The following is a 19,223-nucleotide window of genomic DNA, read 5'->3' as shown; positions in this document are numbered from 1 at the left end:
AGTAATCATAAAAAGTATTTAAAATAACAATATTACTCACGTAACGGCGTGCATGTTTTTAAGTTTCAATTTTATATTTTTGCCTCCTTAATTTAAAAATGGAATATTTAAAATGAAATCAGTTTTTTTAGCACTTTTCGTTGTTCTTTTTGTGTCTTGCAGCACAGACGATGGCGTATCTTATAAAGATTACTCGGTAGAAAACGAGCAGGAAATTTCTGCTTATGTGGCATCTAATCAGTTAGATGCTTTTCGTACCAGTTCGGGATTGTATGTTGTTGTAGAGGACGAAGGCGAAGGGAATACTATAAGCGCAAATAGCGATGTAACCGTACGTTATAAAGCCACTTATACAGATGGTATTGTAATAGATGAAAATTTAGACGAAGCAGTAAGCTTTAATTTACAATATGTAATTCCGGGTTGGATAGAGGGCTTACAGTATTTTAATGAAGGGGGTAGCGGTAAGCTAATTGTTCCAGCACATTTGGCATACGGAAGTAGCGACTACAATGGTGTGCCAGGTGGCTCTGTAATTGTATTTGATATAGAAGTAGTCGATTATAATGCAGAAAACAAGCAAGAGATTTTAGAGTATATTGAAGAAAATAATTTAAATGCAGAAGCTACAGCATCTGGTTTGTATTATGTTATTGAAGAAGCAGGTAGTGGAGTAGCACCTACAGCTTACGATAATGTAACTGTTACTTACAAAGGTTATTTTACCGACGAAACGGTGTTTGATGAAAGTAACGATTCTGGAGTGACTTTTAATTTAGATACTGTTATTGAAGGTTGGAAAGAAGGCTTGCAGTATTTTAACGAAGGCGGTAGTGGTAAATTATTAATACCATCTAGTTTAGCTTACGGCCGTTATGGTAATTCTGCTATTCCTGGTGGTGCTGTTTTAATTTTCGATGTTCAGCTTTTAAAGGTGAATTAAATTAAACTTGATATGTAGTATTAAAGAACGTCTAGACTGCGGTTTTAGACGTTTTTTTTAGTTTTATTATATTCACCAATAATGTTTAAGGCAGCTTTCACAGGCGATAATTCCGAAGCAATAATTTGTTCTTCTAATAGTGGTAACCGGGCTTTAATTGCACTGTTATTGTAAAACAATCGTTTCAATTCATTTTCAATGGTACGGTACATCCAGTCAATTTTTTGATGATTTCTGTGTTTTTGAAAGTACCCGTTGGCTACGGTAAGCGTTTGGTAGTTTTGAATGATTTCCCAAATAGTATCTATGCCTGTGTTTTGGGTTGATGATGCTGTTGTAACTTTCGGCGACCATCCCGATTCGTTTGAAGCAAATAGGTGCAAAGCATTTTCGTATTTGCTTTTAGCAGCTTTACTATGGTTAATATTGTCGCCATCGGCTTTATGGATTACTATAAGGTCGGCCATTTCCATGATTCCTTTTTTTATACCTTGTAGTTCATCTCCAGCGCCAGCTAACATTAAAAGTAAAAAAAAGTCGGTCATGCTATGTACAGCTGTTTCAGACTGTCCAACTCCCACAGTTTCTATTAAAATGATAGTGTAGCCAGCAGCTTCGCATAATAACATACTTTCTGCAGTTGTATTGGCTACACCCCCAAGTGTATCTCCCGAAGCAGATGGACGAATATAGGCGTGATTTGAATGGCTCAGTTCTTCCATTCGTGTTTTATCACCTAAAATACTGCCTTTAGAACGTTGACTACTCGGGTCTATAGATAATATGGCGACTTTAAAACCAAGTGAAATTAAGTGCATGCCAAAAGCTTCAATAAAAGTACTTTTTCCAACGCCAGGCACACCAGTAATCCCAATTCTTAAAGAATTTCCTGTGTGTGGCAATACGTGTTGAAGAATTTGAGAAGCCAATTGTTTATCACTTTCAAGATGACTTTCTGTAATGGTAATGGCCTGCGATAATTTTACGCGGTCCTGATTTAAAATACCATCGATATAATAAGAAGCATCGTGTCGGTTTTTGGCTTTAAAAGCTTTCATATTTACATTAGTGAGCAGCGGTTTTGCCGGTTAATTTCTGAAATAATTTCACTACTAAAAATACAATAAAACCAATAACAATACCCGAAAGTAGCTCGCCTAAAATAAAAGGTATATTATGAAGTAAATCGTGAATAAAAGGTATTTGATGTAAAAAAATACCACCAGATACCAATAATAGAGCAATAGTACCAATAACCCCTAAACTTTTAATAACCCACGGCAGGGCTTTTACCAAAACGCGACCTATTTTGTCCGAAAAACTATCATCTTGTTCGTTTAACTTGATTAGTTTTAAACCAAAATCATCCATACGAACAATTAGTGCAACAATACCGTAAACCCCTATAGTAGCCACTAAAGCGACAAACGATACTACTAAAATCTGATTTAAAAGTGGCTCGCCCATAACGGCTCCTAAAGCTATGATTACAATTTCTACAGATAGTATAAAATCAGTAATTATGGCCGATTTAATTTTTTCTTTTTCTAGTTTTAAAATTTCAGCTTCAGATAGGGGAGTTTCAACCGCATCATGACTGTCTGACTTATGCGGAACGAAGAATTCATAAATTTTTTCGGCTCCTTCATAAGCTAAATACATTCCACCAATTATTAATATTATTGGGATGGCTTGTGGTAAAAAGGCGCTTAATAAAAAGGCTATCGGTAAAATAATAATTTTATTTTTTAAAGAACCTTTAGTTATGGCCCAAAGCACAGGTAGTTCTCTAGACGATACAAAACCTGATGCTTTTTCGGCATTAACAGCTAAGTCGTCGCCTAAAATTCCAGCTGTTTTTTTGGTAGCTATTTTTCCCATGGTTGCTACATCATCCATAATTGCCGCAATGTCATCTAATAATGCAAAAAATCCTGAAGCCATTAATAAAGTGTTTTTAATACGTTTAATAAAAAATAAAAATAGAACTATTTATTGCAGTGAACAAAACATATTTAATGCGAACTTAAATGGTTTGTATATTTCTTAGTTTTTTGAAAAGAACGGTGATGCTGTTGTAATGCGTATTTTTTGGTTTATTTAAAATTAAGCTATTAAATTCTTTGTGATACGTGATTATTGATTAAAATTTGATAGTAATTTTTGATTTGTATTAAGACTATGGAAAAATTATTTATTTTAGTTCGTATTACACAATAAAACGCTATGAGATTTAAAACAATTGAAGAATCGCAAATTACAATGACGCAGTTAATGCTGCCCTCGAACTCTAATTTTAGAGGAAAAATTCACGGAGGTTTCATTTTAAATTTAATGGACCAGATAGCCTTTGCCTGCGCGTCTAAACATTCCGAACACTATTCGGTAACCGCTTCGGTAAACAAAGTAGATTTTCTTAATGCTATAGAAGTTGGAGAGTTGGTAACCTTAAAAGCTTCTATTAATTATACAGGTCGAACCTCGATGGTTGTAGGGCTACGAGTGGAATCGGAAAATATTCATACAGGCGAAATAAAGCACTGTAACTCGTCGTATTTTACTATGGTTGCGAAAGATAAAGACTATAAAAGTATTCCTGTACCAGGCATTATTTTAGATACCGAAGATAGTATTAGACGTTTTGCAAGAAGTATTAAACGCCAAAAACAAGCCAAAAAGCGCAGTGAAAATTTTAATCCGTCGGAGTTTGTTTTAGAAGATTATATCGAAGAAATAGCATCTCATAATGCTAAAATTGAATTAAAAAATAATTAAACATCAACAAAGGTCTTAATAAGCATCGTATTTAGTTTTGCTTTTAAGACCTTTTGTTTTACTCTTTAAAATACCTTAACAACATCTACCATCTAAATCGCAGCTAGCATCTTTTGTTATAACTTCTACATTTTCTTGATGTTTTTCCCAAGCTTTTTCGAGCGATTCCTTAAAAACTGCCACAGGTTGTGCACCAGAAACACCGTAAGTATTATCTATTACAAAAAACGGAACCCCAGAAATACCTAAATTTCGTGCTTCCATTTCGTCTTGACGAACATCGTAAATATATGCTTCAGTTGTTAACATGTCTATCACTTCTTGCTTATCCATTCCTTGCTCCATTGCTATACTTGCCAACACTTCTACATCATCAATATTTAAACCATCGCATAAATGGGCTTGTAGTAATGCCGCTTTAGTTTGGTAGGCAAGCTCTTGTTTTTTTGCAAAATGTAATAAGCGGTGTGCTTTTAAGGAATTAGCAGGAATTGCTTGTTCTAAATGAAATGCTATACCAGCTTTTTCAGCCATTGCCGTTACATTATCAAACATCATAATAGCACGTTCTTTTTCTATGCCTTTGCTTTCTACAAAATGGGAAATAGCATCTGTATCGGTATCCGTTTTTAAATTCGGGTCTAATTCAAAACTTTTCCATTCTACTGTAACCTTATCGTTATGCGGAAATTGTTCTAAAGCTGCTTCAAAATGCTTTTTACCAATATAACAGAAAGGACAACGTATATCGGACCATATTTTTATGTGCATGAGATATTAATTTTTTAATTTGGTAATTAGACGAATTAATTAGTGGTTTCTTACAAGTGCTTAATATTCTAGTTGAATGTGCTGCCTAACGGTATCTAGCGTTTTGATGAGGTTTCTGCTAAAGTCGAAACTCATAATATCACTTTCGGTTTTTCCGTCTCGTAGTAACTGATTAAAATGAAGCGTTTCAAAATTATAACCGATAGTATTTCCTGTAAAATCTATGGTTTCTTCTTTGCCATCTTTAGTTATAGTGATGCTTGTTGGCGTGTGAAATTGTCTGTTAAGTTTAATTGTAGCGTTCTCGCAATAAAAGGTACAAGTGGTTGGGGTGTTTTCTACAAGGGTGCTTTTTAAACTAGCAGTAGCACCGTTATTGTATCTAAAAATCATGTCGCAACTGGAGTCAGCACCGTTGTTAAACGTGGTACAAGAAGCTTTTATAGCATCGGGTAAGCCTAATGTTGATAATGCAGCAAAGATAGGGTAGATGCCAATGTCTAATAAACTGCCACCACCGAGTTCTTTATTGAATAGTCTAGAATCGTCATCAAACGGACGCGTAAAGCCAAAGTCGGCTTCCAACTTCAATATTTTTCCGAAAGTGTTATCGTTTAAAATCTTTAAGATGTACTGATAATGCGGTAAAAAATAAGTCCATAAGGCTTCCATTAATAATACATTATTGACCTTTGCTGTGGCTATCATGGTTTCGACTTCTTCTAAATTCATCGCAAAAGGTTTTTCGCAGAGTACGGCTTTTTTATGTTCTAAGCATAAAATGCTATGTGCTTTATGAAAGCTATGCGGCGTGGCAATGTAAACCGCATCAACGTTAGGGTCTTTTGCTAAACTTTCGTAGGAATTATAGGCTTTTGTGGCATTAAATTTTTCAGCAAAACTATCGGCGCTTTCTTGCGATCTCGAGGCTACAGCATATAATTCGGCATCTGGAATAGTCGCTAAATCCGTTGCAAATTTTGTAGCGATTTTTCCCAGACCTATTATTCCCCAACGAATGGTTTTAGGAGTTTGTGTTCTCATAATTTTTTGGATTAAAAAGTTGAAGTACAGACGCTATTACAATAACCAAAATACAACCAAAAAGGTTAAGCCACAAATATGGCATCCAATCTTGATACCAGCCTAAAATAACAATGGCTTGGGTAATTAATGCGCCAATAAATACAGCGTTGGCTTGTACACGTTTAAAGAAAAAAGCCAGTAAAAAAATACCCAAAACATTACCATAAAATACAGACCCAATAATATTTACCAACTGAATTAAATTATCGGCTAAATAGGCCACACAAGCAATACAAATGGCTAATATGCCCCAGCCAAAAGTAAACCACTTAGTCGCCTTAACATAATGCAATTCGGTTTGGTTTGGCGAAATACTACGTTTGTATAAGTCTATTGTCGTGGTCGATGCCAAAGCATTCAGTTCGCTGGCGGTACTGGACATAGCGGCACTTAAAATTACAGCCAGCAGCAAGCCAATTAAACCACGAGGTAAATTGTTTAGTATAAAATGGATAAATACATAATCTTTATCGTTGGTTTCAATTTTTACTAGCTGCTCGTTTGCGGCTTTTTCTAATACGATTTTCGCTTCATTTCTGTTAGATTTTTCCGCGGTGTTTAAAGCGGTGATTTCAGCTTTTAAATCGCTAGAAGGTGCATTGGTATAGGCGTTTAATATCTCTTTTTTTTGGTTGAAAAGCTTGTGGTGTTCAGCTTCCAGAGTATTGAATTCTTCTGCAAATGAAGACGATGCTACAACGGTTTTTGCATGCGGATTAAAATGAATAGGCGCTTCGTTAAACTGATAAAATACAAATACCATAACACCTACCAATAAAATAAAAAATTGCATGGGTACTTTTAGTATGCCATTAAAAATGAGGCCGAGTTGCATTTCTTTAAGCGATTTTCCCGATAAATAACGTTGCACCTGACTTTGGTCGGTGCCGAAATACGACAACATTAAAAAGGTACCACCTATAATACCACTCCAAAAGGTATAGCGATTTTCTAAATTAAACGAAAAATCTAAGATGTTCATTTTGTTATTTGCAGCGGCAATTTCTAAGGCATTAGTAAAATTGATATTTTCTGGTAAATAGCTTAGAATTAAAAAGAAAGCGATAAACATACCTGTAAAAATAACGGCCATTTGGTGTTTTTGGGTAACACTTACCGCTTTGGTGCCGCCAGAAACTGTATAAATAATAACTAAAATACCAATGATGATATTAAGTTGATTTAAAGACCAACCCAAAACAGCCGACAAAATAATTGCTGGTGCGTAAATGGTTATACCAGCTGCTAAACCACGTTGAATTAAAAATAATCCAGCCGTTAAGCTTCGGGTTTTTAAATCGAAACGATTTTCTAGAAACTCGTAAGCGGTATACACTTTTAGTTTATGGTACAGCGGAATAAATACCATGCAAATGATAATCATGGCTATGGGTAACCCGAAATAAAACTGCACAAAACCCATTCCGTCGTTAAAGGCTTGTCCAGGCGTCGATAAAAAAGTAATGGCGCTGGCTTGAGTAGCCATTACCGATAAGCCAATGGTCCACCATTGCGCTTGGTTTCCTCCACGAATGTAATCTTGTACGTTTTTACTACCTCGTGTTTTGTACGTGCCGTAACCTACAATGGTAAGCAAAGTGCCTATTAAAATTATCCAGTCTAAAGTTGTCATCTATTAAAAGGCATTCATAAGTAAGTAAAACAAAATAATGTAAACGGCATTAGCAAGGAGTACAACCGTGTAGGCGCGTTTCCAACCTTGTTTTATTTCTGGAGATTTTGCCATACTAATCGTTCAATTTAGGTTGGGTTACAATGTTTTCTTTTCCTAACGACAACATATTGGCGAATAGGCGGTAGGCACCAGAAACACCTGCAGGAAATTCTCTAAAGAAACTCAATCCGGTATAGATGTAATATCCTTTGCCATATTGGGCAACTAAAAGGCTGCCGTCTTTTTCGGTTTCACCTTTGTCGTTCATCCCTAATATAGGGGTAAATTCGTCGCCCCATGTATTTGGAAAATATAAACCGCGTTCTTGAGTCCATCCTTCAAAATCATGTGTCGTAATTTTATTTGGTGTATTTAAAATAGGATGTGTTGGATTTAAAAATTTAACTTCGGCATTTTCGTCTGTTACACGGTCTCTAGACAATTCTAAAGTATAAGGTGCTAAAGATTCTACCTTTAATCTATGACTTGTATTGTATTGCACAATTAAATTGCCTCCGTTCTGCACATAATCGAATAAAGTTTGCTGTTTGTATCGTAAATCTTCAACCGTGTTATATGCTCTTATACCAACAACAACAGCATCGAACCGCGCTAAGTTACTTGCTGTAATTTGCTCGGGTTGTATAACCGCAACATTATAACCTATTTGTCTTAGACTTTCTGGAACTACATCGCCAGCACCTGCTATATAACCAATGTTTTCGCCTTTTTTAATGATATTTAAACGTACCCATTTGCTGTTGCTTGGCATTAGTACTGTTTGAAAAGGAATATGGTCGTAATCAATTTCTATTAAAGCGTTGTTGTAGTTACGTCCGTTAACGCTTATAGTTGGAGAAATAGAAACTTCATTTTGTTGCTCTGGAGGTGTTACGGTAAACCAAAGCAGTTTAGTTTCTCCTTTATGCCTTATGTTTACGGTTTGTTGTTTTGGGCTAATTTGCCAAGCATCTGGTGTGTTTAGCTTAAGAGTGCCTTCAAGATTATCATGACCTGCCTTTACCATTACAGCCACGCGTTTAGGCGTGTTGTTTTCGAAAATAACCACGGGTTCGGCCATTTGTACTGCGGCTTCAGGAATAATTTCGAAGGGTTTATAAACTTCACCTTTTACAGGATCGTTGGTTTTGTAAACAATAGGTTTTGTAAAAGGAATCGTTATGTTTTCAATATTTATATGGAAGGTAACCATTTCGCTTCTTGGCGTTTCTGGTAAGCCAATTAACGATTGGTCGTTAACGGTATACATGCCTAAACTACTGCTTTCGGTTAGCCAATACGGCGTGGTTGTTTTTGCAGTTGAAGCTACCGAATAGTTTTCGGAAAATTGGAATTTAGTATTGTTGGCAAGTGCTAGATTTTTGTTCACTGAAACCTGATTTGGTAAAGTGTAATTTTGAAGTTTAATATTTGCATTGCTTCTATTAATAAGTTCCAGATTTAAATGCACTTGTTCGTTTGGTGTAGCCCAATTATTAGTTGCTGTTGCTTCTAGATACAAACCAGCACAAGCCAAAATAACCTGTTTAATATCTCTGGTTTTAATGGTTTTCCAATGCTTGTCTTCTATTTGCTGAATTAAATGATACGCTTTTACTAGTTTAGAAATGCTTGCTGCGGGATTTTTAAAATCGTATTCAGCTTCAACTTCTGCCAAAACCTTACCTACGGCTTTGCCGCCTTTTACACGATTCCAGCTAGTGTCTATTCCGTCAAAAATATTGTCAGGATGTTTAGGCATATCACCTTCAATGAGTTCAATGTATTCCAATTCCGAACCACGTGTTCCTGTATTACCAAAGCCTTGGGATTTATGTTGACTTCGGCTTAATGCAGAAATTTCGGTGTTTGAGAGTCCGCTTGACGGAAAATAAACACCTGTATCTATGCTTAAAAAGTTACTTTTATCTACTTTGTCAAATGCTTCTTGAGAACCATATCGCCACCACGACGTGTTATAAAATAAACGCTTAGGTTGCCAGGTGTTAACAGATTTTAATTGATCTGGATATACCGAGGCATTGTTGGTTAAGTTAAAAGCTTCAACACTTAACATGGCCGAACTGGTATGGTGGCCGTGTGTCGTGCCTGGTGTTCGGTGGTCAAAACGATTGATAATAATATCGGGTTGAAATTTTCTGATGGTTAACACCACATCGCGTAATACGTCGTCTTTATTCCAAATGGTTAAAGTTTCGTCTGGATGTTTGGAGTAGCCAAAATCGTTAGCTCTTGTAAAAAACTGTTCGCCACCATCGGTACGTCTTGCCGCTAATAATTCTTCGGTACGGATAACACCTAAAAGTTCGCGAATTTCTGGACCTATTAAGTTTTGCCCGCCATCGCCACGCGTTAAAGATAAATAAGCTGTTCGGGCTTTTACCTCGTTGGCCATATACGAAATTAGCTTGGTATTCTCGTCGTCTGGATGTGCCGCTAAATATAACACAGAGCCTAAAAAATTAAGTTTTTTTACGGACTGATATATTTCTGAAGCATTTGGTTTTTGAGGTTGTTGTGCGTGAAATAATGGTACGATAACCAAACAAAAAAGTAAGGAGAGGAGTTGTTTTTTCATTAAAACAAGTTTGAATTTTGACTTGAGTTTCAAATATAAACAGTAGCCTTGGCTTTTAAAGGGATTTAAGGTTTCTTTAACTTTAAACCTTCAAAAACACATAACTTATAATAAAACGATTGTGCCTGTTATAGCCATCGTTTTCTTTTAAAGTAGTAAATCATGAAGGCCACCATAACAATCATGATTATCAGTAAAATAGGGTAGCTGTATTGGTGGTGGAGTTCTGGCATGTGGTCGAAGTTCATGCCGTAAATTCCGGCTATAAAAGTCAGCGGGATAAACACAGTAGACATGATGGTGAGTACCTTAACCACTTCGTTCATTTTGTTACTTAAAGTTGTCATGTACATATCCATTAGTCCCCAAACCATTTCGCGATATACTTCGGTATTCTCGTTTACTTGTGTGGTATGGTCGTAAACGTCTTGAAAGAAGGGTAGGGTTTTGGTGTCTATTAGCGGGTGTTCGTTTTTTTCGATGCGGTTGATAATATCCCTTAGCGGAAATATGGAGCGGCGAACTCTAAGGATTTCACGCTTTAAATCTTGTATTTGCGTGGGTATATTATCTTTAGCAGTACCATTAAAGAGGTTGTCTTCTAGCTCTTCAATTTTATCGCCTAAAGTCTCTATTATTACGTAATAATGGTCTACAATACTATCTATTAATGCATAAAACAGATAATCGGAGCCCATAGTTCTGATGCGTCCTTTGCCGTGTCTTATGCGTTCTCGTAACTCATCAAAAACATCGCCTTCGGCTTCTTGAAAGGTTAACACGTAATTATGGCCCAATATTAAACTGATTTGCTCCGAGATTAACCCTTTGTCTTTATCGTAATAAAGCATTTTCATGTTGATAGAGATGTAATCGTTAAACTCATCCATTTTAGGACGTTGAGACGTGTTGGCGATATCTTCTAATATAAGCGGATGAATATTGTAATGCTCCCCAATTTTTTCGATAGCATTGGTGTGGTTTAATCCGTTAATATTAATCCATGTTACCTCAGTATCTCGTTCCGATTTGTAAGCGTAAGCATCTTCAATAGCGAGTAATTCTTTTTCCGAGCTATGGTTGGGGCTGTAGTTAAAGGCCTCAATAAAGAGTTTTTGAGTTTCCTTTTGTCCTGTATACACTACTGTTCCGGGCGATAACCCTGGTTTTTGCTTACTTTTTTTAGAGCGATGTTTTTTAGGCATAGTTTACATAATTGCTAATTAAACGGCATCGTGGCCATCGTCTATAGCATCTTTTTGAACTAAAGTTACAGCTTTTTGTAAAATAAGATTGTTCGGGTAGGTTACTAAATTACCATTGTCTAATCTTAAATGTAATTGAAAGGCGCGAATGTCCTCTATTACAGCCTCAATAGGAAAATCTTTGTCGTGTATACTTATTTTATCGCCAACTTTATACGGAAAAGAAAAAAACATAATAACACCAGAAGTAATATTGCTCAAAATAGACCATATGGCAAATAGAGCAATACCAATTACTGCAAAAACCGACGAAAATACTAAGGCTAAATCTTCTGGTTTAGCACCCAATATGAACGAAAAAAATAATAAGCCTATTAAAAAAAGAGTAACCGTAGAGTAGCGTTGTATAAGATGAATACGTGCTTCGTTAATGCCGCTTTTTCGTCCGATTTTTTTTACTAAAACAACAATAACTTGCCTGATAGTAATGAGTATAATTAATAAGATTAATGTCGCAATTATTTGCGAGGCATACGATTCTAAAAACATAAATAGCGTAATTGAAGTACAAAGATACTGTAAGAATTTGTAAAAATTTATCTAATTTTTTTCAGAATAATTTGAACTGGTTTTCGAGACAATATCGTTTAAAACCTTGTAAACATCATGAACGGGTAAGCCAACAACGTTAAAATAGGAGCCTTCTATTTGGGTAACGCCAATATAACCTATCCATTCCTGTATGCCGTAAGCTCCTGCTTTATCGAAAGGTTTATAGGTGTTTATATAGTAATTAATTTCTTGGTCTGTTAGTGCTTTAAATGTAACTTTAGTAATGGCATGTAAGGTTTTTTCGTAAGTTTTAGACGTAAAACATACCGATGTAATAACCTCGTGCGTGTTGTTGCTTAAGGATTGTAACATGGACAATGCTTCCTGTTCTGTTTTTGGTTTTCCTAAAGCCTTGTTGTTATGCCAAACAATAGTGTCGCTGGTTATTAAAATGTCGTTTGCTTGTAATTCTTCTTTAAAAGGGAGTGCTTTAAGCTGGGCAAGATAATCGCTGATTTCAAAATGGTTTAATCTCTTTGGATAAATTTCTTCAACTGGTTTTAATCGGATGGAAAAATCTAATCCTAAGTCTTTAAAAAATTGTTGTCGTCTTGGCGATCCAGAAGCTAAAATAATATTGTAATTCTTTAAGTTGTCGTGAAGCATCAGCAAAGATTTAAAGGGTAAAGACATAAAGATAATAAACCTGTTAACATAACAAGTTTTAATAGCCGACTTATATGCTTATAGTTTTTAACAGATTTGGCTGTAAAAAGTTGAATAACAATATAAATTAAAGGACCAATTATAAAAAAAGTATAATAAACTACTGCAATAGGTTGGTTGTATAACTGACTAACCACATAATAAACAATTAGCCCCAATGCTGTAATACAAAAAAATGAAGCTACTATAGCGGTACGCTGTCTACCTATTAAAATAGGAAGCGTTTGGAATCCCGAAGTATAATCACCATTAATGTCTTCTATGTCTTTAATAATTTCTCGGCTAAGGTTCAATAAAAACGCCACCCCAGCATAAGCTAGTATAATTTGAAATACGCCGCGTTGTATATTTTGATTATAAATGGTTATAGCAGGAATAAGATCAAATAAACCGACAATAATTAAAGTCAGCGCAACAAGTATTGCAATAACTACATTTCCAATAAGGGCTATTCCTTTTAAATACGAAGCATACATGTACAACGTCGCGGAAATGATTACAAAAATTGAAAAGTAAGCGGGTTTGTTAATCGCATGCGAAAGGTAAAACCCTAGGCCGACTCCAATAACATTTAAAACAATAAATACATTGTAAGCAAAAGATTCCGAAACCAACGAATTTACAATAACCCGATTCGGTTTGTTGATGCTGTCGGTTTGTACATCATAAATATCATTAATTATATTGCCTGCAGCAGCCAATGTTACAGTCGACCCCACTAACAAAAAAAATTGCCAAAGGTTTAAGGCTGTTTGTGCATTAAAGCTAGGGAAGAGGGCAAACCTAATCAGGCATTGCGCAATAATAATGAGTAACAGATTAGGCCAGCGAACGAGGTTTAAAAACCGCATTCTAGTCGTATTGGGCGTCAAAATTGCCGCTCCATTTTCCTTGAACCTTCATAACTTGTTCTATGACATCCCTCACGGCACCTTTTCCTCCGTTTTTATGAGACACGTATTTAGAGATGTTTTTAATTTCAGGAACAGCATCCTGAGGGCAGGTTGGCAATCCAACAATTAACATTACAGGATAATCTGGAATATCATCGCCCATATACAGTACATTTTCGGTTTTAACATCGTATTTGGCTAAAAATGCATCTAACTGATCAATTTTATTATGAGCTCCTAAAAAAATGTCGGTTACACCAAGACCTTCTAAACGCTTGCGAACACCTTCGTTAGAGCCTCCAGAAATAATACACATTTTAAATCCGGCATCTATTGCAGTTTTAATGGCATAACCGTCTTTAACGTTCATGGTTCTTAACATTTCTCCAGAGGTTGTTACCGTTACGGTGCCGTCGGTTAAAACGCCGTCTACATCAAAAATAAACGTAGTAATGTGTTCTAAATATTCTTTATAACTTTTTTCTTCCATGGGTGTATGCAATTGAGTCGGTTAGCAGTTGGTAAATCGCTTTGTGATGCGGATTTTCTATTAATTTTAAATGCTTTTTAATGGTTTTTTTATCGCGTCGAACCGCTGGGCCGGTTTGTGCCATATAGGGCGACATGTGCTGCACTTTTTTTGCGGTTTCTAAAATAAGCGGTCTTAAAATGTCGAAATCTATAAGGTTGTCTTCGGTAATTTCGTGAGTAATTCGGTAGAGTTGGTTGGTGAAATTGTTAGCAAATACTGCCGCCAAATGAAGTCTTTTGCGTTGTTCGCTCGATATTTTATAAGACGGGCTTCCTATTGCTTCAGCTAAATCTTTAAGAATCTTAAAATCTGCTTTGTCTAAAGTTTCAAGACATAGCGGTACATTTTTAAAATCCATTTCGGCATCTTTAGTAAAACTCTGTAACGGATAAAGTACACCGCGTCTGTTGTTTTTGCTTAAATCGTATGCACTTACTGCGCCTGCAGTGTGAACAACCAAGCGATCTTTAAACGGTAAAGCTTCCGAAATTTGCGCAACAGCGTCATCGCTTACAGCAATTATATAAATATCTGCTGGTTTTAATTCTGAAAGTGTATCGGTAATAGCAACCTCATTTTGGTAAGTCGAAATACTGCTTAAATGTCTGTTGTACCATTGCGATACAGTAACAGAATCTGAAGACTTAAAAGCTTTATATAAATGTGTGGCAACATTACCAGCGCCAAGTAAAACAACTGAAATCATTTGGCTAAAATACTATATTTAGACCTAATTACAGAACGCTAACCTCAATTTTAAACACAAACATTTAGGATTGTAAAGCGTTAGCTGCAAAAACTGGTAAGCGAATTTAAATTATCTTTGTGTTTATCTAAAAAACTGAATCATGTGTTCTAAAAAGCAGGATATTACAACCCGAGACGATGTGCATACATTAGTATCTACTTTTTACAGTCGGATTAGAGAAGACGAGATTTTAGGGCCTTTTTTTAATACTATGATAAATGATTGGTCAGAACACATTGAAAAATTGACAACATTTTGGGAGTCAAGTTTATTTTTAAAAACCCGGTATTACGGTAACCCGTTAGAGGCTCATATTAAAGTAGATGAAGCACAAAACCATAGCATAACGCAAGAGCATTTTGGATTGTGGTTAACAATTTGGGTACAAACCGTTAATGCGCTTTTTGAAGGCGAAATAGCCGAGAATGCTAAGCAAAGAGCGCGTAAAATGGGAACGTTTCTGTATATGAATATTTTTATGGCACGACAGCATAAGACTTAAAATGCAATCTTAAAATTAAGTTAATTTTAACAATCATTATTTTTAATACGTAACCATCAACCCAACAAAATAGGTTAAATTTGCAACGCTTTAAAAATAAGAGTATTTATTATGCAAAATAAACTTGCCAAGATTCTTTTTTCTACCCGTATTACCTCAATTTTATTTTTAGTTTTTGCTGGCGCCATGGCCATCGGTACTTTTCTAGATGCTGGCGAAGCAACATCGCCAACACCATACTCCAGAAATTTAATTTATAATACCTGGTGGTTCGAGGCTATTATGGTATTTTTCTTAATTAATTTCTTTGGAAATATTAAAAGATACCGTCTTCATAAACGAGAAAAGTGGGCGTCTTTAATATTGCATTTATCTTTTATTTTTATTCTTATCGGGGCTTTTATAACGCGTTATGTAGGATTTGAAGGTATGATGGCTATCCGTGAAGGTGCAACCGAAAATACGTTTCTATCGCAAAAGACCTACATTACAGCTTATATTGATGGCGATTATATGATTGATGGCGTGCCGCAGCGTTTGCCAATAGAGCGCGAAGTCGATTTTTCGCCACGATTAGATAATGATTTTAAAATTGAAACCAAATACGATCAGCAACCTGTAACTATAGAATTGGTAGATTTTATTGGTGGAGCAGAAGAAGATGTAATTCCCGATGAGAATGGCGAAAATTATTTAAAATTGGTTGAAGCTGGCGGCGGTAAACCGCATAACCACTTTTTAAAATCGGGCGAAGTACAAAGCATTCACAATATTTTAGTGGCTTTAGATAAAGAAACTCCTGGTGCCATAAATATTTATAATCGCGAAGATGGTATTTATATTCATTCCCCTTTTGAAGGCGAGTATTTAACCATGGCCACAATGGCATCGGGTAAGCTCGAAAAAGATAGTTTACAACCTTTGGCTTTACGTTCGCGTTATATCATTGGTAACATGCAAATGGTATTTCCAAAACCTGTAGTTAAAGGAAAGTTTGGGATCGTGAAAAAATCTGAAATTTTAAAGAACGACGAAGATGGTGTTGTTCTAAAAATTACTACAAATGGCGAATCAGAAACCGTAGGTTTACTTGGTGGTAAAGGTACCAATAGCATGTTTAAACAAGTTGAAGTTGGAGGTTTGGATTTTGCGTTTAAATACGGCTCTAAAGTTTTAGAATTACCATTTAGTGTAAAACTAAACGATTTTGAAGCCGAGCGTTATCCTGGAACCGAAAATAACTATTCGGCATATTCTAGCGAAGTTACGGTTATAGACGAACAAGAAGGTGATTTTGATTATAAAATTTATATGAATCATATTCTAGACCATCGTGGTTATCGTTTTTTCCAATCTGGGTTCGATCCCGATGAAAAAGGAACAATTCTATCAGTTAATCACGATTACTACGGCACTTTATTTACTTATATTGGTTACTTTTTACTGTACTTTGGCTTGTTGGCCATTTTATTTGCGAAAGGCACCCGTTTTGGAGATTTAAGACGTCGATTGAACGCTTTAAAAGCCAAGAAAGCTAAAATTCTATCGGTTTTACTTATTGGTTTTGCCTTTAATGGTTTTGCTCAAGACAATCATGATCACGACCACACGCCGCATGTTAGACCAAGTAAGCAGCAAATCGATTCTGTTTTAAAAGCGAATATTACACCAAAAGCGCATGCCGATAAATTTGGGCATATGGTGATTCAGGATTTGGGTGGTCGTATGATGCCTGTTAATACTTATGCTTCGGAAATGCTTCGAAAATTAAGTAAATATGACACTTATGAAGATTTCGATGCGAATCAGGTGTTTTTATCTATTCAAGAGAGTCCTATGTTGTGGTACAATGTGCCTATCATTCATTTAAAGTATAAAAAGGCCGATTCTATTCGTCATTTAATTGGAGTAAGTGAATCTGAAAAATATGCTACATTGGCCGATTTCTTTACCGATCGAGGCGATTATAAATTAGCGCCTTATTTAGAGGAAGCTTACAAAGCGCAAATTCCTAACGGATTTCAAAAAGAATTTAAAGAAACCGACCAACGTGTTAATTTATTATACAATGCGATTGAAGGCCGTGCGTTAAGAATTTTTCCGATCCCAGATAACGAAAACAATAAATGGATTTCTTCTATAGAGTACCGAAACGGTGCTTATAAGGTACAGGATTCGTTATACGCCAATTTTATAAACAGCGGATTTTCTGCGTACTTAATGACCTTAAATCAGGCTAAAAGAACTGGCGATTATTCCGATGCCAATAAGTTATTGGAAGCTTTTCATAAAACCCAGTTGGAATATGGAGGCGACGTTATGTTGTCTGATGAGAAAGTGAAAACCGAAATCCTATACAATAAGTATGATATCTTTAAAAAGCTGTTTAGTTGGTATATGTACGCTGGTACATTACTTTTTGTCGTTTTAATCGTTCAGATTTTTAACAGCAAAAACAAAGCGATTAACATAGGGGTAACGGTTTTAAAAAGTATTGTTGTTGTGTTGTTTGTATTGCATACAGCAGGTTTAATTTCTAGATGGTATATTTCTGGTCACGCACCTTGGAGCGATGCTTACGAATCAATGATTTATGTGGCTTGGGCGACCATGTTGTTTGGATTGCTTTTTGGCAGACGAAGCGATCTTACCATTGCAGCAACTGCTTTTGTAACGTCAATGATTTTGATGGTTGCACACTGGAATTGGATGGATCCTGCTATTGCCAACCTACAACCTGTATTAGATAGTTATTGGTTAATGATACATGTAGCGGTTATTGTAGCGAGTTACGGACCGTTTACATTAGGAATGATTTTAGGGTTAACCGTATTGTTTTTAATGATTTTTACCAATGCTGGCAATAAAGAAAAAATGCTTATTAATATAAAAGAGTTAACGGTTATTAACGAAATGGCACTTACGGTTGGTTTGGTAATGTTAACCATTGGAAACTTTCTAGGCGGTATGTGGGCCAACGAGAGTTGGGGACGCTATTGGGGCTGGGATCCAAAAGAGACTTGGGCTTTAATTAGTATTATGGTTTACGCTTTTGTAATTCATATGCGTTTGGTGCCTGGATTACGTGGTCGATTTGGTTTTAATCTGGCTTCTATTTTAGCATTCTCTAGTATTATGATGACTTATTTTGGAGTTAATTTTTATCTAGCAGGATTGCATTCTTATGCGAGTGGCGATCAAATTGTAAGTGTAAAGTTCATCTTAATTACTTTAGCCATTATTGCTGTAATTGCAGTTTTTGCTTACAACAAATACGCTAAGTTTTACAGGAAAAAGAAAACATCATAATAGGTGATAAACATAAAAAGCTGACCAGAAAGTTAATCACGATGTCATTCTGTGCTTGACACAGAATCTCATACTCTTGAATATTAGTTGTTGTGAGAATCTGAAATACATTCAGATTGACGGGAAATTAACTTTTTGGACGGCTTTTTTATTATTTATGTTGTAAGTGGAAATTGCAGGTTAAAAAAGTATTCCAATACTTAGCATGGCTCCCTTTAAACTGCTGTAGCTTTCTGAATTTCTGATTGATAATCCATCGTTGCTAATAGTTTTATAACTATACGACAAATCGGATACAAATATTAATCTATTTTCATTTAAAGGAAATTTATATCCAAATCCAAAATTAAAAATAGTACCATTGTTTTTACCGCCTTCAATTTTTATTAAGGTGCCAAAGTTTGTGTATAAGTATGGGCTTGAAAGACCATCGTTAAAATATGCTCTCAGGTCTAAAAAAGCGGGAAGTGTGTTAAAAGTAGGGTTTTTGTAACCATCTAATCCAATACCAATACCTGCCGAAAAATAAGGATTGAAAAAGTATCCGTTTATGGTCTGTAAGCTAAAAGCGTGAGCTTTGTTAGTCGGTAAATCTGTTACCACAACACCTTCAGAAGGCGAGTAGGTTTCTAGTTCGGCATTATATACGGCGATATAACTTAAACGAGTGATGTTAAAATAACCTTTATTTCTAAATTCGTCTTTTTCTTTTTCGTCTTGAGCATTTGTATTAATTGATAATAGGCTGATTGTTAATAGAATGATTAGGTTGCGAAATTTATTCATGATTTAGTTTTAAGTTAAAATCAAACTTATCAATTTTAAATTTCAACCTATTGGGGAAAAACCGTAAATTTTAACATATTTCTATTTTTTTTTTTTTATAGATGAAAGGTTTTTGTATAAG

Annotated in this window: 17 protein-coding genes; 4 read left to right on the top strand and 13 right to left on the bottom strand. The window is 35.5% G+C overall.

The window, feature by feature from the left end:
- The first annotated feature begins 112 nt into the window (after positions 1-112).
- Entirely contained in the window at positions 113-943 is an 831-nt protein-coding gene (locus ACR9EA_RS09115) for an FKBP-type peptidyl-prolyl cis-trans isomerase (protein WP_435131886.1), read from the top strand.
- 44 nt (positions 944-987) lie between these two features.
- On the opposite strand, the gene meaB is transcribed toward ACR9EA_RS09115, so the two are convergent.
- Both meaB and ACR9EA_RS09105 read right to left on the bottom strand, forming a co-directional pair.
- On the bottom strand, positions 988-2,001 hold the full coding sequence (gene meaB, locus ACR9EA_RS09110; protein WP_435131883.1) for a methylmalonyl Co-A mutase-associated GTPase MeaB: 1,014 nt from the start codon (positions 1,999-2,001) through the stop codon (positions 988-990).
- 7 nt (positions 2,002-2,008) lie between these two features.
- Positions 2,009-2,887, bottom strand: a complete 879-nt coding sequence (locus ACR9EA_RS09105; RefSeq protein ID WP_435131880.1) for a DUF808 domain-containing protein — start codon at positions 2,885-2,887, stop codon at positions 2,009-2,011.
- A gap of 282 nt (positions 2,888-3,169) precedes the next feature.
- Here ACR9EA_RS09105 and ACR9EA_RS09100 point away from each other — a divergent pair, with 282 nt between their 5' ends.
- Positions 3,170-3,718: an acyl-CoA thioesterase gene (locus ACR9EA_RS09100; RefSeq protein ID WP_435131878.1), complete on the top strand. Its 549-nt coding sequence runs from the start codon at positions 3,170-3,172 to the stop codon at positions 3,716-3,718.
- A 75-nt stretch (positions 3,719-3,793) separates the two neighbouring features.
- Here the strand turns inward: ACR9EA_RS09100 and ACR9EA_RS09095 are convergent, their stop codons facing one another.
- From ACR9EA_RS09095 to ACR9EA_RS09050, 10 genes are all read right to left on the bottom strand, one after another.
- Positions 3,794-4,489 carry a DsbA family oxidoreductase gene (locus ACR9EA_RS09095; RefSeq protein ID WP_435131874.1) on the bottom strand — a complete coding sequence of 232 codons (696 nt, stop codon included), beginning with the start codon at positions 4,487-4,489 and terminating at the stop codon, positions 3,794-3,796.
- Positions 4,490-4,549: 60 nt separating this feature from the next.
- Positions 4,550-5,533 carry a Gfo/Idh/MocA family protein gene (locus ACR9EA_RS09090; RefSeq protein ID WP_435131872.1) on the bottom strand — a complete coding sequence of 328 codons (984 nt, stop codon included), beginning with the start codon at positions 5,531-5,533 and terminating at the stop codon, positions 4,550-4,552.
- Entirely contained in the window at positions 5,514-7,208 is a 1,695-nt protein-coding gene (locus ACR9EA_RS09085) for a sodium:solute symporter (protein ID WP_435131869.1), read from the bottom strand. The genes ACR9EA_RS09090 and ACR9EA_RS09085 overlap by 20 nt, the downstream gene beginning before the upstream one ends.
- A 115-nt stretch (positions 7,209-7,323) precedes the next feature.
- Positions 7,324-9,849, bottom strand: coding sequence for a PIG-L family deacetylase (locus ACR9EA_RS09080; protein ID WP_435131867.1), 2,526 nt, complete (start codon positions 9,847-9,849; stop codon positions 7,324-7,326).
- 128 nt (positions 9,850-9,977) lie between these two features.
- Complete coding sequence (gene corA / locus ACR9EA_RS09075) at positions 9,978-11,054, bottom strand: magnesium/cobalt transporter CorA (protein ID WP_435131865.1); 1,077 nt, start codon at positions 11,052-11,054, stop codon at positions 9,978-9,980.
- An 18-nt stretch (positions 11,055-11,072) separates the two neighbouring features.
- On the bottom strand, positions 11,073-11,603 hold the full coding sequence (locus tag ACR9EA_RS09070; RefSeq protein ID WP_435131862.1) for a mechanosensitive ion channel domain-containing protein: 531 nt from the start codon (positions 11,601-11,603) through the stop codon (positions 11,073-11,075).
- A gap of 51 nt (positions 11,604-11,654) precedes the next feature.
- Positions 11,655-12,272, bottom strand: coding sequence for a Maf-like protein (locus tag ACR9EA_RS09065; RefSeq protein WP_435131860.1), 618 nt, complete (start codon positions 12,270-12,272; stop codon positions 11,655-11,657).
- Entirely contained in the window at positions 12,272-13,183 is a 912-nt protein-coding gene (locus ACR9EA_RS09060) for a geranylgeranylglycerol-phosphate geranylgeranyltransferase (RefSeq protein WP_435131857.1), read from the bottom strand. The genes ACR9EA_RS09065 and ACR9EA_RS09060 overlap by 1 nt, the downstream gene beginning before the upstream one ends.
- A gap of 1 nt (position 13,184) precedes the next feature.
- Positions 13,185-13,715 carry a KdsC family phosphatase gene (locus tag ACR9EA_RS09055; RefSeq protein ID WP_435131855.1) on the bottom strand — a complete coding sequence of 177 codons (531 nt, stop codon included), beginning with the start codon at positions 13,713-13,715 and terminating at the stop codon, positions 13,185-13,187.
- Entirely contained in the window at positions 13,696-14,463 is a 768-nt protein-coding gene (locus ACR9EA_RS09050; protein ID WP_435131852.1) for a Rossmann-like and DUF2520 domain-containing protein, read from the bottom strand. The genes ACR9EA_RS09055 and ACR9EA_RS09050 overlap by 20 nt, the downstream gene beginning before the upstream one ends.
- 142 nt (positions 14,464-14,605) lie before the next feature.
- Here ACR9EA_RS09050 and ACR9EA_RS09045 point away from each other — a divergent pair, with 142 nt between their 5' ends.
- Positions 14,606-15,007: a group III truncated hemoglobin gene (locus tag ACR9EA_RS09045; protein WP_435131849.1), complete on the top strand. Its 402-nt coding sequence runs from the start codon at positions 14,606-14,608 to the stop codon at positions 15,005-15,007.
- A gap of 111 nt (positions 15,008-15,118) precedes the next feature.
- Positions 15,119-18,316 (top strand): cytochrome c biogenesis protein CcsA, encoded by a 3,198-nt coding sequence (gene ccsA, locus ACR9EA_RS09040; RefSeq protein WP_435131846.1) that lies wholly within the window; start codon positions 15,119-15,121, stop codon positions 18,314-18,316.
- A gap of 180 nt (positions 18,317-18,496) precedes the next feature.
- Here ccsA and ACR9EA_RS09035 read toward each other — a convergent pair whose 3' ends face one another.
- Positions 18,497-19,102, bottom strand: a complete 606-nt coding sequence (locus ACR9EA_RS09035; RefSeq protein WP_435131843.1) for a hypothetical protein — start codon at positions 19,100-19,102, stop codon at positions 18,497-18,499.
- Positions 19,103-19,223 lie beyond the last annotated feature (121 nt).

Source organism: Formosa sp. A9 (assembly GCF_051200825.1).
Classification (GTDB): Bacteria; Bacteroidota; Bacteroidia; order Flavobacteriales; family Flavobacteriaceae; genus Formosa.
Note: the sequence above shows the minus strand (reverse complement) of the source record. Positions and strands in the feature narration are given on the sequence as shown.

Bases quoted from the DNA above. Each gene is read 5' to 3' on its own strand.
- ACR9EA_RS09115 (WP_435131886.1), top strand. From the start codon at position 113: ATGAAATCAGTTTTTTTAGCACTTTTCGTTGTTCTTTTTGTGTCTTGC.
- ACR9EA_RS09085 (WP_435131869.1), bottom strand. From the start codon at position 7,208: ATGACAACTTTAGACTGGATAATTTTAATAGGCACTTTGCTTACCATT.
- ACR9EA_RS09055 (WP_435131855.1), bottom strand. From the start codon at position 13,715: ATGGAAGAAAAAAGTTATAAAGAATATTTAGAACACATTACTACGTTT.
- ACR9EA_RS09035 (WP_435131843.1), bottom strand. From the start codon at position 19,102: ATGAATAAATTTCGCAACCTAATCATTCTATTAACAATCAGCCTATTA.
- ccsA (WP_435131846.1), top strand. From the start codon at position 15,119: ATGCAAAATAAACTTGCCAAGATTCTTTTTTCTACCCGTATTACCTCA.
- ACR9EA_RS09070 (WP_435131862.1), bottom strand. From the start codon at position 11,603: ATGTTTTTAGAATCGTATGCCTCGCAAATAATTGCGACATTAATCTTA.
- ACR9EA_RS09105 (WP_435131880.1), bottom strand. From the start codon at position 2,887: ATGGCTTCAGGATTTTTTGCATTATTAGATGACATTGCGGCAATTATG.
- ACR9EA_RS09065 (WP_435131860.1), bottom strand. From the start codon at position 12,272: ATGCTTCACGACAACTTAAAGAATTACAATATTATTTTAGCTTCTGGA.
- meaB (WP_435131883.1), bottom strand. From the start codon at position 2,001: ATGAAAGCTTTTAAAGCCAAAAACCGACACGATGCTTCTTATTATATC.
- ACR9EA_RS09080 (WP_435131867.1), bottom strand. From the start codon at position 9,849: ATGAAAAAACAACTCCTCTCCTTACTTTTTTGTTTGGTTATCGTACCA.
- ACR9EA_RS09045 (WP_435131849.1), top strand. From the start codon at position 14,606: ATGTGTTCTAAAAAGCAGGATATTACAACCCGAGACGATGTGCATACA.
- corA (WP_435131865.1), bottom strand. From the start codon at position 11,054: ATGCCTAAAAAACATCGCTCTAAAAAAAGTAAGCAAAAACCAGGGTTA.
- ACR9EA_RS09095 (WP_435131874.1), bottom strand. From the start codon at position 4,489: ATGCACATAAAAATATGGTCCGATATACGTTGTCCTTTCTGTTATATT.
- ACR9EA_RS09050 (WP_435131852.1), bottom strand. From the start codon at position 14,463: ATGATTTCAGTTGTTTTACTTGGCGCTGGTAATGTTGCCACACATTTA.
- ACR9EA_RS09100 (WP_435131878.1), top strand. From the start codon at position 3,170: ATGAGATTTAAAACAATTGAAGAATCGCAAATTACAATGACGCAGTTA.
- ACR9EA_RS09090 (WP_435131872.1), bottom strand. From the start codon at position 5,533: ATGAGAACACAAACTCCTAAAACCATTCGTTGGGGAATAATAGGTCTG.
- ACR9EA_RS09060 (WP_435131857.1), bottom strand. From the start codon at position 13,183: ATGCGGTTTTTAAACCTCGTTCGCTGGCCTAATCTGTTACTCATTATT.